General features: G+C 63.7%; 21 protein-coding genes. 15 read left to right on the plus strand and 6 right to left on the minus strand.

From position 1 onward, the window contains the following. The first annotated feature begins 108 nt into the window (after positions 1-108). Positions 109-1,269 carry a thiolase family protein gene (locus tag G6N48_RS25855; RefSeq protein WP_085270019.1) on the plus strand — a complete coding sequence of 387 codons (1,161 nt, stop codon included), beginning with the start codon at positions 109-111 and terminating at the stop codon, positions 1,267-1,269. Positions 1,270-1,283: 14 nt separating this feature from the next. On the opposite strand, the gene G6N48_RS25860 is transcribed toward G6N48_RS25855, so the two are convergent. Beyond that, complete coding sequence (locus G6N48_RS25860; protein WP_232066712.1) at positions 1,284-2,351, minus strand: NHL repeat-containing protein; 1,068 nt, start codon at positions 2,349-2,351, stop codon at positions 1,284-1,286. Positions 2,352-2,363: 12 nt separating this feature from the next. Beyond that, positions 2,364-2,987, minus strand: a complete 624-nt coding sequence (locus tag G6N48_RS25865; protein ID WP_232066713.1) for a hypothetical protein — start codon at positions 2,985-2,987, stop codon at positions 2,364-2,366. Positions 2,988-3,177: 190 nt separating this feature from the next. Here G6N48_RS25865 and G6N48_RS25870 point away from each other — a divergent pair, with 190 nt between their 5' ends. The 4 genes from G6N48_RS25870 (at position 3,178) to G6N48_RS25885 (ending at position 7,205) form a co-directional block, all read left to right on the plus strand. Beyond that, complete coding sequence (locus tag G6N48_RS25870) at positions 3,178-4,431, plus strand: cytochrome P450 (RefSeq protein WP_085270017.1); 1,254 nt, start codon at positions 3,178-3,180, stop codon at positions 4,429-4,431. 54 nt (positions 4,432-4,485) lie between these two features. After that, entirely contained in the window at positions 4,486-5,682 is a 1,197-nt protein-coding gene (locus G6N48_RS25875; protein ID WP_232066714.1) for a cytochrome P450, read from the plus strand. A gap of 212 nt (positions 5,683-5,894) precedes the next feature. Beyond that, complete coding sequence (locus tag G6N48_RS25880; RefSeq protein WP_085270015.1) at positions 5,895-6,419, plus strand: hypothetical protein; 525 nt, start codon at positions 5,895-5,897, stop codon at positions 6,417-6,419. Positions 6,420-6,428: 9 nt separating this feature from the next. Next, positions 6,429-7,205, plus strand: a complete 777-nt coding sequence (locus G6N48_RS25885; RefSeq protein ID WP_085270014.1) for an SDR family oxidoreductase — start codon at positions 6,429-6,431, stop codon at positions 7,203-7,205. 19 nt (positions 7,206-7,224) lie between these two features. Here the strand turns inward: G6N48_RS25885 and G6N48_RS25890 are convergent, their stop codons facing one another. Together G6N48_RS25890 and G6N48_RS25895 are read right to left on the minus strand one after the other, a co-directional pair. Next, positions 7,225-8,166 carry a class I SAM-dependent methyltransferase gene (locus G6N48_RS25890; protein WP_085270013.1) on the minus strand — a complete coding sequence of 314 codons (942 nt, stop codon included), beginning with the start codon at positions 8,164-8,166 and terminating at the stop codon, positions 7,225-7,227. A gap of 102 nt (positions 8,167-8,268) precedes the next feature. Next, a complete protein-coding gene (locus G6N48_RS25895) occupies positions 8,269-9,711 on the minus strand; it encodes an adenylate/guanylate cyclase domain-containing protein (RefSeq protein ID WP_179969913.1) in 1,443 nt (480 codons plus the stop codon). A gap of 426 nt (positions 9,712-10,137) precedes the next feature. Here G6N48_RS25895 and G6N48_RS25900 point away from each other — a divergent pair, with 426 nt between their 5' ends. The 7 genes from G6N48_RS25900 (at position 10,138) to G6N48_RS25930 (ending at position 18,714) form a co-directional block, all read left to right on the plus strand. Next, on the plus strand, positions 10,138-11,667 hold the full coding sequence (locus G6N48_RS25900) for a CoA-acylating methylmalonate-semialdehyde dehydrogenase (RefSeq protein WP_085270011.1): 1,530 nt from the start codon (positions 10,138-10,140) through the stop codon (positions 11,665-11,667). A gap of 69 nt (positions 11,668-11,736) precedes the next feature. Next, positions 11,737-12,627 carry a BKACE family enzyme gene (locus G6N48_RS25905; RefSeq protein ID WP_161494227.1) on the plus strand — a complete coding sequence of 297 codons (891 nt, stop codon included), beginning with the start codon at positions 11,737-11,739 and terminating at the stop codon, positions 12,625-12,627. Positions 12,628-12,681: 54 nt separating this feature from the next. After that, entirely contained in the window at positions 12,682-14,424 is a 1,743-nt protein-coding gene (locus tag G6N48_RS25910; RefSeq protein ID WP_085270009.1) for an N-acyl-D-amino-acid deacylase family protein, read from the plus strand. A 23-nt stretch (positions 14,425-14,447) separates the two neighbouring features. After that, positions 14,448-15,479, plus strand: a complete 1,032-nt coding sequence (locus G6N48_RS25915) for a phosphotransferase family protein (RefSeq protein ID WP_161494226.1) — start codon at positions 14,448-14,450, stop codon at positions 15,477-15,479. Positions 15,480-15,526: 47 nt separating this feature from the next. Then, positions 15,527-16,261, plus strand: coding sequence for an SDR family NAD(P)-dependent oxidoreductase (locus G6N48_RS25920; RefSeq protein WP_161494225.1), 735 nt, complete (start codon positions 15,527-15,529; stop codon positions 16,259-16,261). Between the two features lie 180 nt (positions 16,262-16,441). After that, positions 16,442-17,404: a hypothetical protein gene (locus tag G6N48_RS25925; protein ID WP_232066715.1), complete on the plus strand. Its 963-nt coding sequence runs from the start codon at positions 16,442-16,444 to the stop codon at positions 17,402-17,404. A 632-nt stretch (positions 17,405-18,036) separates the two neighbouring features. Beyond that, entirely contained in the window at positions 18,037-18,714 is a 678-nt protein-coding gene (locus G6N48_RS25930; RefSeq protein WP_169718440.1) for a CAP domain-containing protein, read from the plus strand. 78 nt (positions 18,715-18,792) lie between these two features. Here G6N48_RS25930 and G6N48_RS25935 read toward each other — a convergent pair whose 3' ends face one another. Beyond that, on the minus strand, positions 18,793-19,236 hold the full coding sequence (locus G6N48_RS25935; RefSeq protein ID WP_232066716.1) for a lipoprotein LpqH: 444 nt from the start codon (positions 19,234-19,236) through the stop codon (positions 18,793-18,795). 306 nt (positions 19,237-19,542) lie between these two features. Next, entirely contained in the window at positions 19,543-20,091 is a 549-nt protein-coding gene (locus tag G6N48_RS25940) for a TetR/AcrR family transcriptional regulator (RefSeq protein WP_085270132.1), read from the minus strand. Positions 20,092-21,583: 1,492 nt separating this feature from the next. Here G6N48_RS25940 and G6N48_RS25945 point away from each other — a divergent pair. From G6N48_RS25945 to G6N48_RS25955, 3 genes are read left to right on the plus strand one after another with little or no spacing between them, the layout of a single operon-like run. Continuing rightward, on the plus strand, positions 21,584-22,369 hold the full coding sequence (locus tag G6N48_RS25945; RefSeq protein ID WP_085270131.1) for an MlaE family ABC transporter permease: 786 nt from the start codon (positions 21,584-21,586) through the stop codon (positions 22,367-22,369). Positions 22,370-22,395: 26 nt separating this feature from the next. Continuing rightward, positions 22,396-23,250 carry an ABC transporter permease gene (locus G6N48_RS25950; RefSeq protein WP_085270005.1) on the plus strand — a complete coding sequence of 285 codons (855 nt, stop codon included), beginning with the start codon at positions 22,396-22,398 and terminating at the stop codon, positions 23,248-23,250. A 4-nt stretch (positions 23,251-23,254) separates the two neighbouring features. Next, on the plus strand, positions 23,255-24,724 hold the full coding sequence (locus G6N48_RS25955) for an MCE family protein (protein ID WP_085270004.1): 1,470 nt from the start codon (positions 23,255-23,257) through the stop codon (positions 24,722-24,724). Positions 24,725-24,753 lie beyond the last annotated feature (29 nt).

Raw genomic sequence — 24,753 nt, forward strand, 5'->3', positions numbered from 1 at the left:
CACCGGAAAACCTCCATCGGAAAACGCCGCGAGCTCCTCACGACACAGCAGAGATCGAGTTCACGGCCAGTCAAGCGCTGCACCACCTCTTCAACGAAAGCGACAACAATGCCTGACGCCTTAATCCTCTCTGCCGCCAGAACGCCAATCGGCAGGGCCCGCAAGGGATCTCTGACATCGGTCGATGCATACGAACTCGCGGAGATCGCCATCGGGGCGGCGGTCGAACGGTCACAGATCGCTGTCGCCGATCTCGACGACCTGTTTCTCGCGGAGTCCTTGCAGGGCGGCGGGGTGATCGGCCGCAACATCGCAGTGCGCCTCGGGATGACCAGCGTGCCCGGGGTGGCGATCAATCGGCACTGCGCCTCCGGCGCCACCGCCGTGCAGTTGGCGGCCGCCACCATCATGGCGGGCATGGCAGACGTGATCGTCGCCGGCGGAACCGAAAGCGCAAGCACCATGCCACGGCTGACCAAGTTGGCACCAGGTGCCCAGGAACCAACCCCGTGGTCCCCGCAGAGCCATCCCGACGCCCCCGGCATTCCCGCTTTCGATATGTCGGTCACCATCGGCGAGAACACGGCCAGGCTGCACCATGTCACCCGCGAGCAGGCCGACGCCTGGTCCGCACGCTCACAGCAGCGAGCGCTCAACGCGATTGCCAAGGGGTACTTTGACGACGAGATCGTGTCGGTCCCCATCAACCGCGGCGAAGCTGTGTTCGACACGGACGAGCATCCGCGGGACACCACCACCGAAACACTCGCCGGGCTGAAGGTCCTGCACCCGGAGATACCCGAGGCCGTGGTCACAGCTGGGAACTCCGCGGGTATCAACGATGCCGCCGCCGCGCTGGTGATCGGCAGCGATGACTTCGCGGCCGGTCGTGGCCTGACACCGCTGGCACGGATCCGGGGATGGGCATCTGTGGGCGTGGAGGTCGAGCACACCGGTATGGCCCCGGTGACCGCGATCCCGTTGGCGCTCAAGCGTAGTGGTCTCACAGTGGACGACGTGGACCTCTTCGAGATCAACGAGGCGTTCGCCACGATGGCCGTGGCGTGCACGCGTGACCTCGGATTGGACGAGTCGATTGTGAACGTGAACGGCAGCGGTATCAGTCTTGGTCACCCCATCGCAGCGACCGGCGCTCGGATGGTGGTGTCGATCGTTCATGAACTCGCACGCCGCGATTCGCGCATCGGTGTGGTGGCGATGTGTGCCGGGGGAGGGATGGGCTCAGCGTTGGTCGTCGAACGGATCTAGCTCGAGTCGAACGCTCAGCGGTGGACGGTGAGCTTGGTATACCGCCCGCCGAGCAACCATTCAGACACATAGAGGTTGCCTTCGGGGTCCGTTGCGACAGCGTGCGGGGAATTGAAGCGATCGTGGCCGGGCAGGTGCGGTATCTCCGTACGCCCATCGCCGGCGAGCGTATTGGGCCAGCCCGGCCGGGTCGGCCACCCCGGGGCGGCAGTGGGGTCGTCGCCGATGTATCCCAGCAGGTTGTCCTCGGGATCGAGTACGGTCACTCGCCCATAGAGCTCGGCGACGGCCAGCAGGTTGCCCCACTGCGCAAAATCGCTGGGGCTGTTGAGGAACTGTTCACCGAAGGTCCGCAGATGGCGGCCGTCGAGATCGTAGACCAGCACGCGGGTGTTCACTCGGTCGGCAATGTAGAGTTCCGGGACCGTTTTGCGGCGATCGATGAAAATTGCGTGTGGACATGCGAGTCGTTGGCCGGCTTCCTCGCCGGTCAGCGTCGACCGATGGTTTCCGTGCTTGTCGAAGCGGTGCACGACACCTGACCCGTATCCGTCCGCCACCCAGATGTCGCCCGTGCCGCCGAACCGCTCCTCGTCCACGGCGCAGCCACACGGACAATACGGTCCCATCGGACCGGCGGGGATGGCCGGATCCTGTTGGGGCACGGGCAACTCGGACCGGATCTGACCTTCCAGGGTCATCTTCACCACTCGGGGTGTCCGGGTCTGGCAGTGGACTCCCTTACCGAACAGGGGAGCCCAGTTGGGGTCGCCGTCGTCGGAGCCGCAGCTGAACACGAATCCCGGGTCGCTGACCCACAGGAATTCGTGATTGCCCTCGCGCACGAGAGTTATGCCGTGGCCTTCGGTGAGGTCTGTGTCGACCACGCGGAGCAGATGGCCCTCGGTGTCGAACGCGACGAGTTGTCCGGCGTGGAAACCGATGATCTCCGCACCGTCGGTGGCGACGATCGCGTTGTGCACCCAGCAGGACGAAGCGCCTGGGACGGCGGACAGATCTGCCCAGTCTCCGACCACTGCGTAAGGCGGCAGGTGGCCCGGCCGGTAGGTATCTGATGACACGACACGAAGCCTTTACCGTTGTTCGTCGCTGGCCGAAGCGCTCCGGTGCCGCTCGCGGCGGCTGGGCGGTGGTGGTGAAACCCTTTCCGGGTCTGCGTCGTTCGTTCTAGACCAAACCTCGCCCGCCTCGTCCTCGAATTGGATCCGCACTCGGAGGGAAGCGTCGGGCCCCAGCGAATAAAGGGCGGAGGCGTGTTGGTTTGGCCGTAGCCAGCGTGGGAAGTCCACTGCGTTGTGGGCGGCGACAAGGTCCATCCGGCTGGCTAGAAACACCTGTTGCCGAGTTGGTAACACCCCACCCGGCTCGATCAGTGGGTGATGCTCGTCGGGCCACGGACCTGTCCTCAGTCTGGCGAAGACGTCGGCGATTGCTTGCGTGGAGCGTCTGGCGCCGCCGGGTATGCTGCGGCCCTCCGAGTCGACCGCGTCCACCGACACCTGCACGTCGATGGCCAACGAGGCGCTCTGATTCGCGACCGTTACGGCCCAGATCTGCGGGCCCAGCAAGGCGACCGGTGTCCGGTAGATCGTTACCTGGCCGGCTGGCGCAGTGCTTTCGAGGCCTTTTGCCATGGCGATCACCGCCTTGGCAACGCGAGAAGCAAACAATCTCGTTTCCTCATCGACAGGTCTCACACCCAAGCGCCTCACGGAGCTGATGACATTAGGTGTTGCTGTACTCTACCGTGCATTGCTTCATACGCAAATATAGTCCTACTATTATGAACATGCCCTGTGACGGACGGGAACCGCCGTTGGGTGCGCGAGGTGTCATGATGGGCGCGTGCGCCAAGGAACAGGAGAGACATTGTCGGCCGACGGAAGTGTGTTGGAGTTCGAGCCGTTCAAGCCAGGTCCCCCGGAGCAGTTGCCGGCGGTCTACGCAGCGCTGCGTGAGCGGTTTCCGGTCTATCGGACCGGTTCGAATATCTGGGTGATATCGCGATTCGATGATGTCAAGGCCGTGCAGTCGAACCCCGCTGTGTTCTCGTCGCGTCCCAACCCTTATGAAGGAGATTCACCGCCGCCGGATGCCGAGATGAAGCCCGAGGTCATCGAGCGACTCATGGCCCTGACCGCGGGGATACCCGTCGATCTGAACGAGATGGCGTCCGCCAAGACCATCGCGGCGGCCGACCCGCCCCAACACACCCGGATGCGCAGGATCGTGAGCAGGGGGTTCACGCCCCCGCGAATCAAAGAGATGGCGACCGCGATCACTGAGATCGTCGACCGCTGCCTGTGCGGTATAGGCGATCTGCCCACATTCGATCTGGTCGAGCGGCTGGCGGTTCCGCTGCCGGTAGAGATGATCTGCCACATCCTTGGTATCGACCGAAGCGAGTACGGGCGCGCTAAGCGCTGGTCCGACGCTTTCGCCGCGGCTGCCGGCAACAATTTCAGCAGTCCGGCCGAACGCAACGAGTTGATGCTGAAGACGATTAAGGAGTTCAGCACGTACTTCGTGCCGTTGATCGAGGCGCGGCGCGTCGAGCCGAGGAATGATTTGGTCAGTGCGATGGTCGCAGCGATCGACAACGAGTCGCTGACGAATGTCGAGACATTAATGGTGGCGATCACCATCATGGTCGCCGGCAACGAGACGACGACGAATCTGATCGGCAATACCGTGGTCGAGCTCCTGACTAACCCCGACCAGCTCAAACTATTGCTCGACGATCCCTCGTTACTGCCCAACGCGGTCGACGAGGCCAACCGGCTGACGGCGCCGATCCAGTTCGCGTTTCGCGAGGCGACCGAAGAGACAGAGGTTGCGGGAACAACGATCCCGAAGGGCGCGATCGTCGCGCTGCACATGGCGGCCGCCAACCGCGACCCCCGGCGCTTCGACGACCCTGACCGGTTTGTGATCAACCGTCCGGCCGCCAAGAACCTCTCATTCGGCCACGGTATTCACTTTTGTCTGGGTGCTCACCTGGCCGGCCAGGAAGCGCGCGCCGCGATCGGCGGATTGCTGCCACACCTCGACCGCCTCAAATTGACCGATGCTCCGCTGCAACGTAATCCGACGGCACTGCTCAACGGATGGCAGCGCGTCGAACTGGCGTGGATGTCGTAGTGCCCCGGGTAAATCGCAGTTGAACGCAGACAGAGCACCATGTTGACGGCCTCGATGCTTCTGGATCCGGCGGTCCTGCAGAAGCCGTACGACTTTTACGCAGCGCTGCGAGAGCAGGCGCCGGTCTGGGCGGTGCCCGGGACCGATGTCGTCGCAGTCGGTTCCTTTGCGCTGTTGACCGAGGCCGTGGCGCGGCCAGAGGACTTCTCCTCCACCATGCATTGTCTGCTCTACCGCGGCCGCGACGGGCTGCCCGCCCGCCTGGACTTCGGTGAGTCGGCCATGCCGACGCTAGCGACCGCTGACCCTCCCGTACACACCGCGCATCGGCGCGCGGTCTTCCCGGAGTTGGTGGCACGGCGCATGCGTTCCCTGGAACACGAGGTTCGCTCGTTGTCTACGACCCTCGTCAAGCAGGCGTTGGGTGACGGCAGATTCGACTTCATGTCGGCCATCGGCAACGTTGTTCCGATTACGGTGGTGGCCAAGTTAATCGGCTTCCGGGATGTCGATCCGATGCAGCTACTGGAAGCGGCATTCGACTCGACCAGGATGATTGGCGGCACGATGTCGCTAGGTGAGCTCAATTCGCTCGTCGCCCGCACGGAGACCATCGAGGCTTGGATCAGCGACCAGATCGCGCGAACCGCAGCCGCGGACGAGGACGGGATCCTGCTGGCCGTGCGGCGGGCGTTGGATGCCGGCACCCTGCACATGGGGGAGGCGACCATCATCCTGCACACGCTGCTCAGCGCCGGCGGAGAGTCGACCACCAGCCTGTTGGGCAATGCCGTCCGGATACTCGCCGAAGATCCCGAATTACAGCAACGGTTACGTGAAAACCCACAGGAGCTCGCCCCGTTCATAGAGGAGACCCTGCGGCTCGAGTCACCGTTTCGCCAAATGATGCGCAGTGTGCCGCACGACACCACCCTGGGAGGCATTGACATCGCCTCGGGTTCTACGGTCTTGCTGTTCTTCGCCGCCGGGAACAGGGATCCCGCACAGTTCGATCATCCGGACGGAATCGACCTGGGACGCGCGTCCCCGAAACGTCACCTGGCGTTCGGGCACGGTATCCACTTCTGTGTTGGGGCCGCACTCGCGCGCATCGAAGCGCACGCGGTGCTCAGCACGATCCTCGAACAAACCCGGGACTTTTCGCTCGACGCGGACTACGCCCCGCGGTGGGTGGACAGCCTGTTGGTCCGTCGGCACGCGCAGCTGCCTGTCTGCGTCACCCCCCGGTGAGCCGCTGATGGAGACGTCCGAACGCATGATCGTGCTCATTCGCGCGGCCAACGGCATCGAGGCCGTGCCCCAGCTCGCACCGAAAGGCTAAAAGGTTGAAAATTGTCGTCCCACCCGCCGGAATGGAAACTATGGCTGCTCGATCCATCGATAGCGCCGGCGCAGGCGTTCCGACAGCAGGCAGCGTAGATCACGCGCCACCTCATGACGATGTGCCGAACAGCAGATATCGGCTCGATGTCGTTGCTTTGAGTGTGGTCGACACAGTGTCACACGCGGGCGGATGGTTGTTCGACCGGGTGATGGGCGGGTGGGACGTTACTGTCTACATCCCGGACCTGACGGATGTGCGGCCGCTGCAGATCCTTGGAGCCCAGATCCGCGACCTCGACGACGCGTTCGTATCGCTGGACCAGCGTCCGCGTCCGCGAGCCCTCGCCTTCGCCGCCGATCTGTTCGCCCGCGACCTGCGAGCGCGCAAAGCGATAATGAAGGCACTCGATCACACATTGACCGAGGTGACGCTGTGGGGCGAAGCGCGGTCGGCAGAGCTCGACGAGAGCACTGATTCGGTGCAGCATCGGCTGAGCGCGGCTGCCCGGGTATTCAAGGTGCAGGCGCTTGCAGCGGCGCAAGCCCCTGCTGCGTTCTGTGGCTTCAGCGAGACATTCCGAAGCAGGTTGATCGCGCGCCCTCCTACCGCAGACCTGGTCCGGGCCAGCTGCCACGTTAGCTGACCTGTCGTCGTGGATATCAAGGGAGCTAGCGCGATAGTCACCGGCGGTGCGTCGGGCATCGGGGCCGCATCTGCACGGCGGTTGGCCGCAAGGGGGGCGAAAGTTGTCGTCGCCGACCTGCAGGAAGATCGGGGTTGCGAGCTTGCCGAAATCATCGGCGGTGCGTTCGTCCGTGTCGATGTCACGAGCACCGAGCAGATCAAGGCGGCCGTCAAGAAGGCAGCTGAACTAGGCCCGCTGCGCGTCCTGGTCAACTCCGCCGGAATCGGCGGGGCACAGCGCACGATCGGCAGAGATGGCCGGTTCGATTCGGCGCACAATTTAGACGCCTACAAGAAGATCATTGCCATCAACCTGATCGGCACCTTCGACTGCATCCGGTTGGCCGCAACCGCGATGAGTCGCACCGAGCCGATGGCCGGCGGCGAGCGAGGCGCGATCGTGTCGATGGCCAGCGTTGCCGCCTTCGACGGCCAGATCGGGCAGGCCGCCTACTCGTCGTCCAAAGGTGGGATCGTGGGCATGACGCTGCCGGTGGCGCGTGACCTCTCCGCCGTCGGGATCCGGATCAACACCATCGCGCCCGGCCTGATCGATACCCCGATATACGGTGAGGGCGAGGGTGCAGAGGCTTTCAAGGCGAAGCTCGGCGAATCCGTGCTGTTCCCACGACGCCTGGGCGACCCCGACGAATTGGCCTCGATGGTCGTCGAATTGGTGACGAACTCCTACATGAATGCCGAGGTCGTCCGGGTGGACGGCGGGATCAGGATGCCTCCGAAATAGGCCTTCGAGAACCGCACCGCTAGGGCAGGCGGCCTTCGACGAAGACGCTTTCCGGGACGGCGGCGTCGAGGCCCTCCGGAACCTCTCGTTTGTTGGCGGCCATCAGATCGTCTGCGGTCGTCGCAGCCGTGAGAGTCCAGCCGTGCGCTTGCAGCCAGTCGACGACCTCGGTTCGCTCTTCCTCATAGAGCAGGTTGCCGGACTCGGTGATGTCTTTGCCGCCCAGCTTGATTGCGGCCTGCCGGTAGCGTTCCGTCTGCTTCTCGCGGCGGGCAAAACTTTCCGAGCTGAAGAACTCGTTGGTGAACGCTTCGACCGCGACACGGCTACCGGGCGCGCTGAGCGACTGGATCCGGTTAAACAACCGGTCCTGGGCGTCGGCCGTCAGATACGGCAACAGTCCTTCCGCCGACCAAGCCGTCGGAGCCGACGCGTCAAATCCGGCCTGCGTCAGGGCTGTCGGCCAATCCAGACGCAGGTCGATGCCGACACTGACGTGGGACGCGATCGGGTCCACCGCATGAGACTCCAGCGTGGCGGTCTTGAAAGAGAGCACCTTGGGCTGATCGATCTCGTAGACCACGGACCCGGCAGGCCAGGCGAGCCGCCAGGCGCGCGAGTCCAGACCGGCGGCCAGAATCACGGCCTGTCGGATGCCGTCGTCGGCGGCGGCGACAAAGTAATCGTCGAAGAACTTCGTCCGGCACGCCGTATAGCCCAGCATCGCCCGCATCCGGTCCTCGAATTGTGGGTCGACGTCGCTGAATTCGGCCGGCAATTCATCGTCCAGATAAACCTGCCAAATGCCTTCGCCGGCCGCTTCGAGGAAAAGTTTCGCGTATGGATCGCTGATCAGCGGATCGGCGCTTCGGGTCTCTGCCGCCCGCCCACCGGCTACTCCCAACGCGGTCGCGCCGACGCTCTCGTTGATGTCCCACGTGTCATCGTCAGTTCTGGCCATCGGGGTCCCCTCGTGTCTCTCGGTGAAGCGAGCTTCTTACCGACTCTATACGAAAACTTAGCTACGCTTACAAAATGACGCCTGAGGCTTCGGCAACGCGCGTCAATCGTCGAGCAGCGGCTCTGCCAGTTCGGTGACCGCCGATCGGCCTCGAAGCGACGCGGCCCCCCGCGTCGCCCAGTGCTGTTGTTCCACCACCTGGGCGCGCGCGAGTGCACTGCCAGACGCCAACGTTCGCGACTCCCATCCCTTGGCGTGATCGGCCAGGCGCGCAGCCTCGTTGACGGCGTCTCCGACCACCGTGTATTCGTAGCGATCCTCCGCGCCGATGTTGCCCGCGAACACCGCGCCGGCAGCCACTCCGATACCGAAGTCCACGAGTGGCAGCTTCCTGAGCTCTGTCCCGAGGGTGCGCGCCGTCGCGAGCGCCGCCGACGTCGGATCGTCGATATCGATGGGTGCCCCGAACACCGCCAGAACGGCGTCGCCTTCGAACTTGTTGATCAGGCCGCACCGCTGGTGCACGGCGGCGACCACTATGCGGAAGAAGTCGTTGAGGATTGCCGCCACTTCCTCCGGTCGCCGGGACGCCGCAATCGCTGTCGATCCCACCAGATCGACGAAGAGGATGGCGACATCTCGGACTTCGCCCGACATGCAACCATCCTGTAGAAGCGCCCGGTGGGCGACGTCGGCACCGACGTGGCGCCCGAAGAGGTCGCGCAATTGTTCACGCTCTTCGAGTCCTGCCACCATCCGGTTGAATCCGACCTGGAGTCGTCCGATTTCGGACGGCTCGTATACCTCCACGAATGCCCCGCCGCGGCCGTGTTCCACCTCGGTCATCGCGACGATGACTTCACGAACGGGATCCGAGATCGACCGCGCAACCAAGACCATCGCCCGCAGTCCCGCGGCCAGCGACACCGCGGCGAGCACCAGAATCGGCATTTCTATCGGCGCTGACTTCTGCACGAACCAGCCGTTGGAATGTGCCAGTACGATCAGCGCGATCCCAGCGGTGGGCAGTGCACTGAAGAGCACCCACGTAATCATCAGGCGTGCAAGCACTCCCGGCATTTCGCTAGTCGGTGTTGCGGTCTTCATCGACGCCGCAATGATGGGGCGCAGGATCCGGTGAGTAATCAGGTATCCCATAGAGGCGGTGACGGCACCCCCGAACACAATGGCGGTACCAATTACCCACGCGGTGTCGCCACCCGCGCGGATGTTAACCAAAACAAACACTGCCCCGCTGGTGACCCAGATGCCGAACTGGACGACGGTCTGGCGGGGGGCTATGCGCATGGCAGCGCGCTGTTGAGCATCCGTTGGTTCGGCGCCGTCAGCGAACCAACGGAAGGACGGAACCATGTTCAGGACGCCCGCCACGGCACCGACGGTCGCTGAGATTGCGACCAGACCGCACAAAGCGATCAGGTTCCTGCGGGTGAACAGGGCGCCGGGGTTACCGCTGGTGTTTCGGGTGAGCGAGACGATCACCAACGAAACTGCGCCGGCAGCCAGGATATGCGCGGACGTCAACGCAGCTGCATAGCTGGCTCCAAGCCGGATAGCTGCTTTGCGCCTGCTGATCATTGGCCTCAGTTCCGGGCTTGCCAGGTCGATATGGATCGGCTCGGACCTTTTGCGTGACGCGCGAATGCGACCGCGACGGCAGGCGGTATCGGCGGTCTCGGTCCGTGGTCTGCCGTCCGGGTGCGACTTTGTCGATGCCGCTGACTCGTTATCGAGCTGTCCCGAAGCGAGGCGCGGCAACCGAGGATCATTATATGGTGCCCTTAGTAGACCATGACTTTTGCTTTACGCATTGATGCCTATTATAAACAGCATCAGACACTCTACTTCTGCGAAGGTGCAACTTGCGCAAAGCGCCAGAAGCGAGCGTCCGTGACGCCGGGAGTGGTCGCGACGCCGCAAGCCCGCAAACCTAAGGCCAGGACAGACTGAATGAATGCGCAGACAACGCTGATTCCGCACTTCATCGACGGCCGGCGCACGCCTGGCCGGTCCGCTCGCGCGGTCGACGTGCGCAATCCAAGCACCGGTCGGGTGCGGGCCCGGGTACCCATGGCTTCGGCCGCAGAGGTCGGCGAGGCCGTGGTGAGCGCGATCGAAGCGCAGAAGGAATGGGCCGCCTTCAATCCGCAGCGCCGGGCGCGGGTGATGATGCGATTCGTCGATCTGGTCAGCAAGGAAACGGACGAACTCGCCGAACTGCTCTCGCTGGAACACGGCAAGACGGTCGCCGATTCGCGCGGTGATATCCAACGTGGCATCGAGGTCATCGAGTTCACCATCGGTATCCCGCACCTGCTCAAGGGTGAGCACACTGAAGGCGCGGGGGGCGGCATCGACGTTTATTCACTGCGCCAACCGCTAGGCGTAGTCGCTGGCATCACACCCTTCAACTTCCCGGCGATGATCCCACTGTGGAAGGTGGGCCCCGCGCTCGCGTGCGGCAACGCATTTGTCCTCAAGCCCAGCGAACGGGACCCGTCCGTTCCGGTGAGGCTGGCGGAGCTTTTCGTCGAAGCAGGCCTGCCCAAGGGCGTCTTCCAGGTGGTACATGGCGACAAGGAGGCCGTCGACGCCATCGTGAGCCACGAGGGCATCCAGGCGGTCGGATTCGTCGGCAGCTCCGACATCGCCGGGTACATCTACTCGACCGCCGCCGCCAACGGTAAGCGCGCACAGTGCTTCGGCGGAGCCAAGAATCACATGATCGTGATGCCCGACGCCGACCTCGACCAGGCTGTCGACGCGCTCATCGGCGCGGGTTACGGCAGCGCGGGCGAACGGTGTATGGCCATCAGCGTCGCAGTCCCGGTCGGCGAACAGACCGCAAATCGTTTGCGCGCCAGGCTCGTCGAACGGATCAGCAATCTGCGAGTCGGCCACAGCCTCGATCCGAAGGCCGACTACGGGCCACTGATCACGTCGGCGGCACTAGCGCGGGTGAAGGACTACATCAGCCAGGGCATCGAGGCAGGCGCCGAAGCCGTCGTCGATGGTCGCGAACGCGCCAGCGACGAAATGACTTTCGATGGCGCCAGCCTGGCAGCCGGCTACTTCATCGGACCCACGCTGTTCGACCATGTCACCACCGACATGTCGATCTATACCGACGAAATCTTCGGTCCGGTGCTCTGCATCGTTCGGGCCAACGACTACGAGGCGGCGCTCGCGCTGCCCTCCGAGCACCAGTACGGCAACGGCGCGGCGATCTTCACCCGGGACGGCGACACCGCACGCGACTTCACCTCCCGGGTTCAAGTCGGCATGGTCGGTGTGAACGTGCCGATCCCGGTTCCGGTGGCCTATCACACCTTTGGCGGTTGGAAGCGGTCCGGCTTCGGCGATCTCAACCAGCACGGGCCCGCGTCGATCCAGTTCTACACGAAGGTCAAGACCGTCACCCAGCGGTGGCCGTCGGGCATCAAGGACGGTGCCGAGTTCAGCATCCCGACCATGAAATAGTCGAGCCCGCGTCGGGCAACCACTTTGGCACCGTCCCAGCAGCCTTCACACTCCAATACAGGAGCGGCAGTGAGCGAACCAGTCATCATCGAGGCCGCGATCAACGGCGCGACACCGAAAAGCGTAAATCCGAACGTGCCGGTGACCGAAGACGAGATCGTTGCCGACGCGCTGGCCTGCTTTGAAGCCGGGGCCGCGATCGTTCACCAGCACATATCGAACTTCAACCTTTCCGGCGACGAGGCGGCCGAGGTGTATCTCGGTATCTGGCGACAGGTGCTGGCCGAGCGGCCCGATGCGTTGTGGTATCCCACAATCAATCTCGGGCCACCGGCTCAGTGGTACGACCACATTCGGCCCCTGGCGGAGTCCGGGCTGCTCCGGATGGGCGTCAGCGACCCGGGATCGGTCAACATGGGAGTCTCGGTGGACGGCCTGCCCGCCGGTTCGTTCGTGTACACCAACACCTTCGACGATGTCGCCCATCAGCTGGAGCTCTGCCGCACCCACCGGCTGGGCCCGAGCTTAGCCATCTACGAACCAGGCTTCCTGCGCACGGTCTTGGCTTACCGCCGCAGCGGACAGCTTCCGCCCGGCTCGTTCATCAAGCTCTACTTCAGCTCCGAGCGCGGTCTGAGCGGAACGGCATTCGGGTTGCCGCCCAGCCCCGCGGCTCTCGCGGCCTATGTCGAGCTTCTCGACGGCACCGGTCTGCCTTGGGCGGCTTCGGCAGTTGGTGATGACCTCGTTCGCAGCGAACTGTGCCGCGCTGCACTCGACGCCGGTGGCCACCTGCACGTCGGGCTGGAGTTCTATGCCGGCGAGCGCGCGCCCACCAATGTCGAGCTGGTGGCCGAGGCCGTCGTGGCCACCGCCGCAGCTGGCCGGGAGGTGGCCACCGGCGCCGAAGCCGCCGCACTGCTCGGCCTGGTGCGCACCATGGAATCTATGCCCCGCTAAACCACTCGGATTCGAAAATCTATTGTGAAACGACTACAAGAAAGAGCCAGTTAAATGAGCTACGACCTCGTGATCCGTGACGGCACGATCGTCGACGGCTTGGGGGGAGCGCCGTATCGGGGCGACGTTGCGGTGGGTGGCGGTGTCATCGCGGCCGTCGGGTCCATCGATGGTGCGGGCAGGCGTGAAATTGAGGCGGCAGGCCTACTGGTCACGCCGGGGTTCATCGACCTGCACACCCATTACGACGGCCAGGCGATCTGGTCGGATCGGCTCAACCCGTCGTCCTCGCACGGTGTGACCACCGCGGTGATAGGTAACTGCGGGGTGGGGTTCGCTCCGTGCCGACCGGCCGATCATGACGTGCTCGTCGACGTTATGGCCGGTGTCGAAGACATTCCTGGCGTGGTCATGGTTGAGGGGCTGGCATGGGATTGGGAGACGTTCCCGCAATTCCTGGACCGGCTCGAAGCGGGTCGGCGTGACATTGATGTGGCGGCTTTTCTGCCGCATTCGCCGTTGCGGGTCTACGTGATGGGGCAGCGCGGCGCCGACCGCGAACCAGCGACCGCTCACGACCTGACCGAGATGCGCAAGCTGGCTACCGAGGCCGTGCGGGCCGGAGCATTGGGCTTTGCCTCGTCACGGTTGGCTACCCACCGTACCGACGGCGGTCAGCAGATCCCGAGCTACGACGCCGGCGAGAACGAGATTCTCGAGATCGCGCGGGGGATAGCCGACGGCGGTGGGGGGTTGATCCAGTTCGTCCCGGACATCCCGGTCGCCGGCTACGAATCGGTGCTACAGACGGTGTTTGACGCCGCCGGCATCGCCGGTCTTCCGGTGACGTTCACGCTTCTCGTCGGCAATGCGGGTGATCCCCTATGGGAGAAGGCAATCGCTATGGTGGAGAAGGCCAATCGTGGCGGCGGGGACGTCACCGCGCAAGTCTTCCCCCGGCCAATCGGGTTGATGCTGGGTCTGGAGTTGACGATAAACCCGTTCACGTTGTGTCCCGCCTATGGCCACATCGCTGATCTTCCGCTGGCCGAACGCGTCGCGCAGATGCGCAAACCCGATGTGCGCGCGAAGATCCTGGCCGACCGACCCACCGACGCCGCATCCAATCCGTTGTTCCACTTGGGGCAGGCGTGGGAATGGATCTTTCCCATCGACGACCGCGCCATCTACGAGCCCGACCGCACCGAGAGCATCCTGGCCAGGGCACGGGCCCGGGGTGTCTCACCGGTGGAGGAGGCCTACGATCGTCTGCTCGATGATGATGGCCACGCCATGCTGCTGGGCGCCATGGCTAACTTCACCGACAACTCCCTGGACACTGTCGGCAAGCTGATGCGTCGTGACGATGTGGTGCTCGGTTTGGGTGACGGTGGCGCGCATTACGGGATGATCTGCGACTCAAGCTATCCGACCTACGTGCTGACCCATTGGGCCCGCGACCGGGACGCGGGTCGACTGTCGGTCGCCGAGGCGGTTCGTAAATTGACCTCGATACCGGCCAAAGTAGCCGGATTGCTCGACCGTGGCCGTATAGACATCGGCTATAAAGCCGACCTCAACATCATCGACCACACCGCGCTGCGATTACACAAGCCAGTGGTCACCCTCGACCTGCCTGCGGGAGGACGCAGACTGGACCAGACGGCAAATGGCTATGTCGCGACCATCGTCTCGGGCCAGGTGATCGCCGAGCACGACGTGCCCAATGATGCCAGGCCCGGCCGACTTGTCCGCGGCCGCCGGCCCGCACCGGCCGGATTGCGCGAGCGCGGATGATGGAGGCCACGGCCCTGGAGTCAGTGGACGACCTCACCCCGGAGTGGATGACAGCCGTCCTTGCGCAGAACGGCATCGCCGCCCACGTGGGTCGCGTATTGACCGTGCCGGTCGGCAACGGACAAATGGGTTCGTGTCATCGGCTATTCATTGAATACGGCACCGGCGGTGGACCGGAGCGGCTGATCGTGAAGCTGCCGGCCACCGATGCGGCAAGTCGCGCCGCGGGCCGGCTCGGCTACCGGTGCGAGACGACTTTTTACCGCACGGTCGCTGATCGGCTACACCTCGACATCCCACGGTGTTACTTCGCCGCGATGACTGAGTGCGGGGATGGATTCACGCTCGTGCTGGAGGACCTCGCACCCGCGCAGCCCGGCGATCAGATCGCCGGTTGCTCTGTGGATCAAGCTCGTGCGGGCGCAGTCAACGTCGCTGGATTGCACGCGCCGACATGGAACGACCCGTCGCTTCGCGAACTCGACTGGCTGATACCAGATCTCGCGGCGTCGCCCGAGGTCGCTGCCGCGTTCCTCGTGGATGCCACCAAGCAGTTCCTGGACCGCTATCAGGTGACCCCGGACACCGCGGCGACACTGCGTGGTTTCGCTGATCGATTCGTGGACTGGGCAACTGGGCGACCCGAGCCGTTCGCCATGCTGCACAGCGACTACCGGCTGGATAACCTGCTCTTCGGCGAACCCGATTCCCCCCGCCCGGTGGTCGCCGTCGACTGGCAGGTCGTCACTGTCGGTTGCCCGCTGCGCGATGTTGCCTTCCTTGTCGCGACTGGTCTGTCGACGGAAAGCCGTCGTGCCGGCGAGAAGGGGATCGTCGAGGCTTACCACCATCGCCTCGTGGCGCTCGGAGTCAACGGCTACGGCGCCGAACAATGTTGGGAGGACTACCGGTACGGGTTGTTTCAAGGCCCACTCATCACAGTGTTGGGCGCGTTCGTCGCCCAGCCCACCGCGCGGGGCCACCGGATGTTCCCCGTCATGGCCGAGCGGTCGTCGACGGCGATCCGCGATCTAGATGCGATGTCTCTGCTGTGACGGCGTCCGGGATTGGGATTGAGCGCTTCCGTGGCCGAGTCGCGATCGTGACCGGAGGGACCACAGGAATCGGGCGCGGTATCGTCGAACGCCTCGTCAGCGAAGGGGCTTCGGTCGTCACCTGTGCACGTCATGCGCCGGAAGCCGCATTGCCCGACGGAGCGACTTTTGTTCCCGCGGACATCACCGACGAGGAGTCGATATCTGGCGTCATCGATGCGGCAGTGGACCGCTACGGGCGGCTTGACGTGGTCGTCGCGAATGCCGGCGGTGCCAACATCGGGCCCTGGCCCGACGAACCCGTCGAGCAATGGCGGGAGCTCGTCGACATCAACCTGCATGGGACGATGCTCACGTGTCGGACAGCGTGGCCGCATCTGGTGTCAACAAAGGGAAATATCGTTGTCATCTCGTCGCTTTCGGCGTGGATGGGTGTCGGCGCGCACGAATTGGAACGGATGGACGGCTTTCAGCCCTCAGCCGCGTACCAGGCAAGCAAGGCCGGGATCGAGGGACTCGCAAAGCATCTCGCAGGCCGTGGCGGCGAGCATGGCCTGCGAGTCAACGTCGTGCGTCCGGGGCGCATCCTGACCGACAAGTGGCAAGGTCTCCTCGGCGTGGATGGCCTTTTCTGGTCGCATTATCGCAACATTCAATTACTCAAGCGCCACGGCCGCGCTGAGGACGTCGCAGCTGCCGTGGCGTTCTTGGCTTCCGACGAAGCAGCGTTCATTACCGCCGCAGTCCTCGACGTCGACGGCGGCGCAGTCGCCAAACTCTAGCCACCTGGAGGAACCGTGTTAAGCCCGTTCGACGACTTCCCGATCCACCCCTCGGCCGATCCGATCGCCCACCCCGCCACGGGCGATTTCAATCATTACGACCGGTACTGGTTCAACGGACATCAACGTGATGCAGCGTTCTACTTCGGTGCGGCGATGGGTCATTACCCGGTGCGCGGCGTGATCGACGCCGCATTCAGCATCGTGCGCGACGAAGTGGAGCACTCGATCTTCGCCTCCGGCGCGATGCCGACCGACCGGTCCACCACCATCGGGCCTATTCGCGTCGACGTGGTCGACCCGATGCGCAGCATCCGCTACGTCGTCGAGCCCAATGAGCATGGCATTACATGCGATCTGCTCTTCCGTGCCACCACTGTTGCCATCGAGGAACCCCGCCAACAGCGCCGCACGCCCGAGGGAATCCTGCTCACCGATCACACACGTCTGACCCAGTGGGGCACCTGGGAAGGCACCGTCACCGTAGATGGCGACGAGCTGGAAATCGACCCCGTCGAGGTCTCGGGCACGCGGGATCGCTCGTGGGGTGTTCGCCCGATTGGCGAACAGGTTCAAGTAATTCGAGAACCCATGCCGTTCCAGGTGTTCTGGCTCTGGGCGCCACTGCATTTCGGCGACCGCTTCACTCACCTGGCTGTGCACGAGCACGAAGACGGCAGACGGTGGCTCGAGACCGCGCTGGTCATCGATCCCATTCCCGACGGCGCACCCGCATGGAGTATCGCCGGCGTCCGCGAATGTCACGACATCCGCTACGAACTCGACTGGGAGCCCGGGCGCCGAGAAATCAAACGCGCGCGACTGTGGTTCGATCACCCCGATGAGGGCGAAGTCCTCGTCGAAGTCGAAAAGAAGTTCACCTTCCGCATGCGCGGAATCGGCTATTGGCACCCGCACTGGGGTCACGGAACCATCCACGGCCCGCTCGAGACGGGGCGCGAGTCAATCAGGTTGGACGACTTTGATCCCACCGACTTCGCCTCGATACATCTCCAAAACCTCGTAACCGCAACGATGGGTGATCGCCGCGGCATTGGCGTCGTCGAACAGATCGCCATCGGACCTCATCGACCGAGCGGTTTGACCGGCCTGCTGGACGGACATCGACTTGCGAACCCCTAGCGGCGGTCGGTGCCGGCGATGAAGCAGGCGATGGCGGGATGGCGCCCGGCGACGGCGACGGCGGTTGCGCCCCAGGGTGTGATCCGGATGTCGTCAGCGCATGACCCGGCGGACGTCAGTCCTGTGGTAGCCCCAGGCCGGGAGAGTTTTCGCAACGCTTCTGCGGCGGTGGTCGGCCGCAACGGGGTGATATCCTCCTGCCCTTGGTTGTGCGGGTGTTTTCGTGGGCTTCCCCCGGTGATAACACGGGCGACGCGCCCGCGTCGCAGACAGCGAGCATCTCCGTAAATCGGCGCGGGTTCCCCGGTGGTTCGGCGCCACCAGGAGGGCGGTCGCGGATGGTGCTTACTCGGGATGTCAGACCGCTGGACATGTGGAATCGGAAAACGCTAACTGTTTTAATGTTAAACCCTAGACGCCGCCGAGCGTCATGGGTAGCCTACATCCCATGGTCGGGCTGAGTCCGGTCGTATATCGACCAGATCCACTCGGCCCAATGCCCGCTCGCGGCGGCAGCCGGCGAGTTCGAACGACCTTGGGCCGAGATGCCCGCGGCCAACGCAGTACTTGATAGCACCACCTCCGCCGCACCGTACCGTCCGCCACCGCGCGTAGTTGATGAGGACTTGGACATGCACTATCGGCCACTGCTCCTGCCGGCTTTGGTGGTTGCCGCCGCTCCCCTCGTGGGAACTCCCGTCGCGCACGCTGATGGTGACAACAACACGCTCATACCGAATAACAAGCGATTCAACAACAGTGTTGTCGCCAACGTCTTCACCGTGCAGCACCAAGCCGGCTGCACTAACGACGTGAGGATCAGCCCCCAACTGCAAGCCGCTGCGCAGCGGCACACCCAGGATGTGTTGAACAACCGCGCCCTCGATGGTGATATCGGTTCGGACGGGTCTAGCCCACAAGACCGCGCCAATGCGGCCGGTTTCCATGGCCCAGTGGCAGAGACGGTGGCGATCAATCAGTCAATCGCGATCAGCGGCAATGACTTGATCAACCGGTGGTATTACAACCCAGACTATTTCAAGATCATGTCCAGCTGCGCCAACAGCCAGATGGGAGTTTGGTCGTTGAACAGTCCGGATCGCACCGTTGTGGTTGCGGTCTACGGACAGCCACAAGCCGATGCCTCGGGACGGGGCGGACAAGCAACACCGCTGAACACTGACGGGCAGAACATTCCCCTCGATCCCAGTCCCGACTATGACGCCAGCGATGAACTCGAGTTCGGTCTCAACTGGTTACCGTGGATCCTGAGAGGGGTGTACCCGCCGCCGGGCAATCCTCCGCAGTAGCGGGATCTTTGATCGTTGACGAATGCGAGCCGCCAGGCGGCACAGTCGACGTAGTTCGGGCAACGGGGCTGGGTTGCGTCAACAGGCGACTTTGATTGTGAACGTGTCGGTCGCCCTCAAACTGGGGTCGCCGGTGTCAAAGCCCTCCGCACGTCCGCGGATGGTGTACGTATCTCCTTGCAGGGTTACCTCGGCGGCGCCTTGGAGGTGTTCGGCGTAGCTGCCAGTGAAGCCGCCCAGATCACTGATGTTGACCGTTTTGGCGGTCAGAGCAGTCTCGTTGGAAACTAACGCTTTTGTGCCTGCCGCAGTGTCACCGGTATTGATCGCAGTTAGCGATCCCATCGGTACGCACTTGACCGCGTGGGTCTCTGGAAGAGCATGATCGTTGATCGTTACCTGCGCTGTTTCCGGGGACAATGTTCCCGGCGGAGGTGCGGCTGCGTGGGGCGACGACGAGCATGCCCCGACACTCGTTGCCGTCAAAACGATCGCGGACGCATTGCGGAACCGCTTCTGCACGAGCGCACCTCATTTCATCTCGCCGTCATCCCGACTCTGCATCAAGAGCAGGGTAGCCTCCGCTAGACGCCTCGGCGGCAGCTTGCTCAGCAAGGCAGGCGGTCGCCTTGGTTAAAACAACGGTATCTGAATTTGGCGTCGTGGCACCGCTATCGCGATGTATTCATTGACAACCGTTTTCGTCCAGGCCCTATGCCGGGGATCAGCCATCGTCACGGGCGACGGCGCGTCGCCTGAACGAGCAGAACAAGATTGAAGAGCCGACGGGTCAGCCGCCACAGCCGGGACTCGACATCGCCGGGGAGGTTATCGCCGAGGGGTTAGCGAGGCGACGAGCAAGTTGCGCAGCACGCCCTCGTCACCACCGTCGTCGGGCCCGGCGGGTTCGGCGATGAGGCTGAAGTTGACGCGGACGATCCAGCGGGCGAGGGTTTCGGCCGGAACGTCTCGTCGAATATCGCCGGCAGCGGCAGCAACCTCGAGGCGTCGCACCAGCGCGTCAGCGAGTTTGGCTCGCCACAGCTCAGAGCCTTCGGCGGCGTGATAGGCAGCGCCGACGGCTTGGTGGTCGTCCACTAGTGATCGCATTATGGGGGAGCCACGGGCGATGTCGATTCCCCGCATGCAGGCGGCGACGAGCTGAGTCAGAAAGGGCTCGTCCGTCTGCCAACATTGTTCGACGGCGTGCAGGGTGACGGTGAGTACTCGCACGAAGGAGGCCGCCAGCAGAGCGTCCTTGCTCGGGAAGTAGTAGTACGCCGTCGACCGGTGCACGCCCGCGCGCCGGGCGATGTCGCCCATGCGGGTGTGCACAGGCCCCTTATCCGAGTAGCAGGAATCGGCCGCGGTCAGCAACCGTTCGCGCACCTCATTGTCTGCCGGCGAGTCCTCTCCGGCTGGCCTCGGGCGACGGCCTCTGGGATGGGCGGTCACATCAGCACACTACGGCCTCGGTGCTGGTCGGTGACGCGCGAGCGGCCCGGCGAGGACTCGCTGGCGGATCACTGCGCTGGGCGGGGTGGGCGGCGCACTCGCGCGGGGCGCCACCGCCGGTGCCCGGCGGGGGAGGCTCAAGCGGACTCGAGTGGTTGTCCGGTTTCCGCGATGAGGGCCGGGCCGCGCGCAGAGCAGCGGCGCTATCCCCGGCCGGTAAACCGGGATAGCAACTGTCCGGCACCGCGCCTGACTCATGGTGGCGCAGCAGTGCATAGTTCCCTCGAGATTCTCCGGCACCCCTTATGAAGAGCTAACCACGCAAACCGATATATAGATAACTATTTAGCTTTACCCGTCACTTCGGTTGGCCACTTTTGTGCGCTGGATCGCCGTCCTCCGCGCGGCTGAGTAAGCCTCGGGCGGGAGGCCGGTTAGTCGTGATCGGCGATTAATTGCCTCGCCTGTGGGGGGCGGCGTTGATCCATGGTGGTATGCACCGCATGGGCACATTTGGAGCCCGGGCGAGTGGACATCACGCTGACGCTGGAAAGTTCGTAGCGCTGCCTTCGTGCGTAACCGCAGCTCAGGACCCCGTCAGCGGCTCAACTCGACTTGAGAGCGCCTAAAGAAGTAGGGGGCCGAAGGCGGGCCAGTATGGACTCGATCCCGATCAGCGGCCGCCTGTGATGCTGGAAATGCAGGGGATGCGTCCGCACTTCTTTGAGCCGATTTAGGTCACAATCTCTTTATTTTCTCCGATAGCAATAAGAGAAGCGGTTGAAGCATCCTGCCTCGCAACAGGTGCTATTGTCTGGCACCTGATGATTAAATCAACGAGGGTGCTGACTGGAAATAGATACGCGCCAATATCATAGTTTCCAACTATTGACAGAAATCCTAATGCGCAGCCGAAGCACTTAACCAACAGCAAACTTGATGACGTTGGACTGGCCACGATGCGGCTGATGCTTCGCGTGGGCGCCACTGGTCCGGTTGGGTGTGGCCGATCAACCGGCCTTGCGATGTCTACTAGGCCGGATGGGTGCGGCACTGTTCGACAGAAGTAGAGCGAGCCTCGCTGACGCCTCGGTCCCGTCGGTGAGTATTACGACATTTCAACCAAAAATGTCGGAACCTACAGCAAACCGCCGCAGTCGCGCTCGCGCCACTTGGCGGGTTTGTCCAAAATGGCGTTTGGCGATGTTGCCCTGACTTAATGTAATGGTGTAGCGTGCGCTGTGCTCTGGGCCACACCGTTCGAAAGACAGCAGCACGCCATACCTGCTGCGGGGAGGAATCATCGTCTAATGTCGGCTCCGACTGGTTACAAACGAGGGCGCTAGTGGTAGTGGCGGACACAGCACCTCTCCCCGCCGTGACCGGCGCGCCGGAGGACGGGGTGATCTCAGGGGTGGTCTCCCCCGCAGGAACCGCTCGGCTCGCGGTCGCCGGCAAGCCGCTACGCGAGGTTGGTAGCTACTTCGCATTGACTCTCGACATCTTCATGCAGTTGGTGCGCCCGCCGTTTGCTTGGCGGGAATTCGTCCATCAGGCGTGGTTCGTTGCTCGGGTGTCGATCGCCCCGACGATCTTGTTGGCGATTCCGTTCAACGCGCTCAGTGTCTTCATCATCAACGTTCTGCTCGTCGAGATCGGCGCCGCCGACGCATCAGGTGCTGGCGCTGCGCTGGCGAGCGTCGCCTACATCGGCCCGATAACCACGGTGCTTGTCGTTGCGGGTACCGGCGCTACCGCGATTTGTGCTGACCTGGGTGCTCGGACCATCCGCGAAGAGCTCGACGCGATGCGGGTGATGGGGATCAACCCGGTGCAGCGACTGCTGGTTCCCAGGGTCTTGGCGCTGTGCCTCAACGGGTTGTTGCTTAATTCGATCAACACCATCGTCGGCTTGGTCGGCAGTTTCTTCTTCTCGGTGTACTTTCAGCACGTCACTCCGGGTGCCTGGGCGGCGAGCCTGACGCTGCTGGTCAAGATCACCGACGTGGCCATCGCCTTCTTCAAGGCGGCGTTGTTCGGCCTGGTTGCTGGGACCATCGCGTGCTATAAGGGCGTCACGGTTGGTGGGGGACCCCAAGGTGTCGGCAACGCGGTCAACGAAACCGTGGTGTACACGTTCATGGCGTTGTTCGTGATCAACGTCGTGCTAGTCGCGGTCGGCACGAAGGTGACGATGTGACCGCCGCCCCCGCCCGACACCGCCCGATGAGCGCGACTCTCGCACCGCCGCGGTTGGCGCGATTGTCGATCACCATGCGTCGCTTGGTCGCCGGGTGGAATCGACTGGGAAGCCAAACCGCGTTCTACGCGAAGGCGTTGAGTCTGATTTGGGATGCGGTCGCCCGTTACAAGGCTGAGACGCTGCGACTGATCGCCACTATGAGTCTGGGTATCGGTGCGCTGGCCGTCATCGGCGGGACCGTGGTGGTCGTCACCACACTGGTCATGTCGACCGGATCGTTCATCGGTATCCAGCTCTACCGATCATTGTCCGATGTTGGTGTGGAGGCTTTGAGCGGTTTCGCCTCGGCCTACCTCAACACCCGTTTCGCCGCGCCGCTGACCGCCGCCATCGGGCTTGCCGCGACCATCGGCGCCGGAGCCACCGCACAGCTGGGAGCTATGCGCATCAACGAGGAGATCGACGCCTTGGAAGTGATGGGCATCCGCGCGATCAGCTACCTGGCATCAACGCGAATCGTGGCTGGCGTGCTGGTTACCGTTCCGTTGTGGTGCCTGTCGTCGCTGGCCGGGTATCTGGCGACGCGAACGTTGGTGGTCGTCGCCTTCGGGCAGGCGCCCGGGGTCTATGACCACTACTTCAACACCTACTTGCAGCCCACCGACTTGATCTGGTCACTGCTGCAAGTGATGGCGACTGCAACGGTCGTCATGCTGGTGCACACCTACTACGGCTTCAACGCGACCGGTGGCCCAGCCGGCGTCGGCGAGGCTGTCGGCCGCTCGGTGCGCGCCTCACTGGTCGTGGCGGTGACGGTGCAGTTGGCGGTGGCAATGGCCGCCTACGGGGTGTCCGGCAACTTCAACCTGTCTGGATAGCGCGATGAGGAAGATGCAACGTGAAGCTGGCCTGCCACCGGCGCTCTGGACTCTCATCCTCTTGGTCACGATCGCCGGCTTGGTCATGCTCACGGTGGCGGCGTTCAACAGAGACCTGAGGCCCTACGCGAGGGTGACCCTCACCTCCGACCGCTCGGGTCTCATCATGGAACCAGGCGCCAAGGTGAAGTTGCGCGGTGTTCAGGTGGGCCGGGTTACCTCGATTCACTCAGGCGATCCCGTGACGCTGCGGCTGGAGCTCTACCCTGAGCAGCTCCAATACATCCCGGCCAACGTAACCGCCCAGATCACCGCCACCACGGCGTTCGGGGGCAAATACGTCGATCTTCAGATCCCCGAAAGCCCGAGCCCCAGACACCTCGCGGCGGGTGCCGTGGTGCGGTCACGCAACGTGACCACCGAAGTCAACACCGTGTTCCAGAACCTTGTTGCGGTGCTCGATAAGGTCGACACGCCGAAGCTGAACGCCGTGCTCACCGCGCTGGGCGACGGGTTGCGCGGCAAAGGGGAGGCCCTCGGTGAGGCCACCACCGACCTCAGCGAAGTCCTCGGGGCGATCAATCCCCGCAGTGAGACAATCCGGGCCGACTACCGTGCACTAGAAGGGTTCAGCGATACCTACAGCGCGGCCGCACACGACCTCGTTACGGTGCTCGATGCGGCAAGCACCACCAGCGCCACTGTGAGCAAGAATGCTCGGGCCCTGGATTCGCTGCTGCTCAACGTCATTGGACTCTCTCGCAGCGGCATCGAGTTGATCGGCCCGAATAAGGACAACCTCGTGCACGGCGTCAACCTGCTCGAGTCGACCACTCGGCTGCTGATGAAGTACAACCCGGAACTGACCTGCACGCTGCTCGGCGCCAAGTACGACTCTGAGTTTTTCTCTGACGTATCGGGCGGCCACAACGGGTACTCGGTCACCCTCGACGTCGCGTTGCTGCTGGGTGACGAGGCATACCGATTCCCCGACAATCTCCCGGTCAACGGAGCCAAAGGCGGGCCCGGTGGACAGCCCGGCTGCGGATCGCTACCCGATGTTTCCAAGAACTTCCCGCAGCGCTATCTCGTCACGAACACCGGGTGGGGGAGCGGCTTGGACATGCGACCCAACCCCGGCATCGGTTTCCCGGGGTATGTCGACTACCTCCCGGTAACCCGTGGAACGCCTCAGCCGCCCAGCCTTCGCCATCCGGGAGGGGTGGCGCCTGGTCCGATCCCGTACCCCGGTGCGCCACCGTACGGGGCGCCGCAGTACGCGCCGGACGGGTCGCCGCTGTATCCGGGTTTGCCACCCGCGCCCCCGCCGGGACGACCGCGAGAAGGCGGCCCGCCGCCGGCGGGGTCTGAACCCTTCGTACCGCCAGCACCGGCGGCAATCCAACCGACCTGCGGAGTCGTCACCCAGGTGTGCGACCCGCTGCCACCGCCACCATATGTCCCGGGGCCATGACTGCCGCCGCGTCGAGAAGAGTTAGGGGA

This window comes from Mycobacterium parmense, from assembly GCF_010730575.1.
GTDB classification, from domain to species: Bacteria; Actinomycetota; Actinomycetes; order Mycobacteriales; family Mycobacteriaceae; genus Mycobacterium; species Mycobacterium parmense.

Bases quoted from the DNA above. Each gene is read 5' to 3' on its own strand.
- G6N48_RS25855 (WP_085270019.1), top strand. From the start codon at position 109: ATGCCTGACGCCTTAATCCTCTCTGCCGCCAGAACGCCAATCGGCAGG.
- G6N48_RS25875 (WP_232066714.1), top strand. From the start codon at position 4,486: ATGCTTCTGGATCCGGCGGTCCTGCAGAAGCCGTACGACTTTTACGCA.
- G6N48_RS25890 (WP_085270013.1), bottom strand. From the start codon at position 8,166: ATGGCCAGAACTGACGATGACACGTGGGACATCAACGAGAGCGTCGGC.
- G6N48_RS25900 (WP_085270011.1), top strand. From the start codon at position 10,138: ATGAATGCGCAGACAACGCTGATTCCGCACTTCATCGACGGCCGGCGC.
- G6N48_RS25910 (WP_085270009.1), top strand. From the start codon at position 12,682: ATGAGCTACGACCTCGTGATCCGTGACGGCACGATCGTCGACGGCTTG.
- G6N48_RS25930 (WP_169718440.1), top strand. From the start codon at position 18,037: ATGCACTATCGGCCACTGCTCCTGCCGGCTTTGGTGGTTGCCGCCGCT.
- G6N48_RS25950 (WP_085270005.1), top strand. From the start codon at position 22,396: ATGAGCGCGACTCTCGCACCGCCGCGGTTGGCGCGATTGTCGATCACC.
- G6N48_RS25955 (WP_085270004.1), top strand. From the start codon at position 23,255: ATGAGGAAGATGCAACGTGAAGCTGGCCTGCCACCGGCGCTCTGGACT.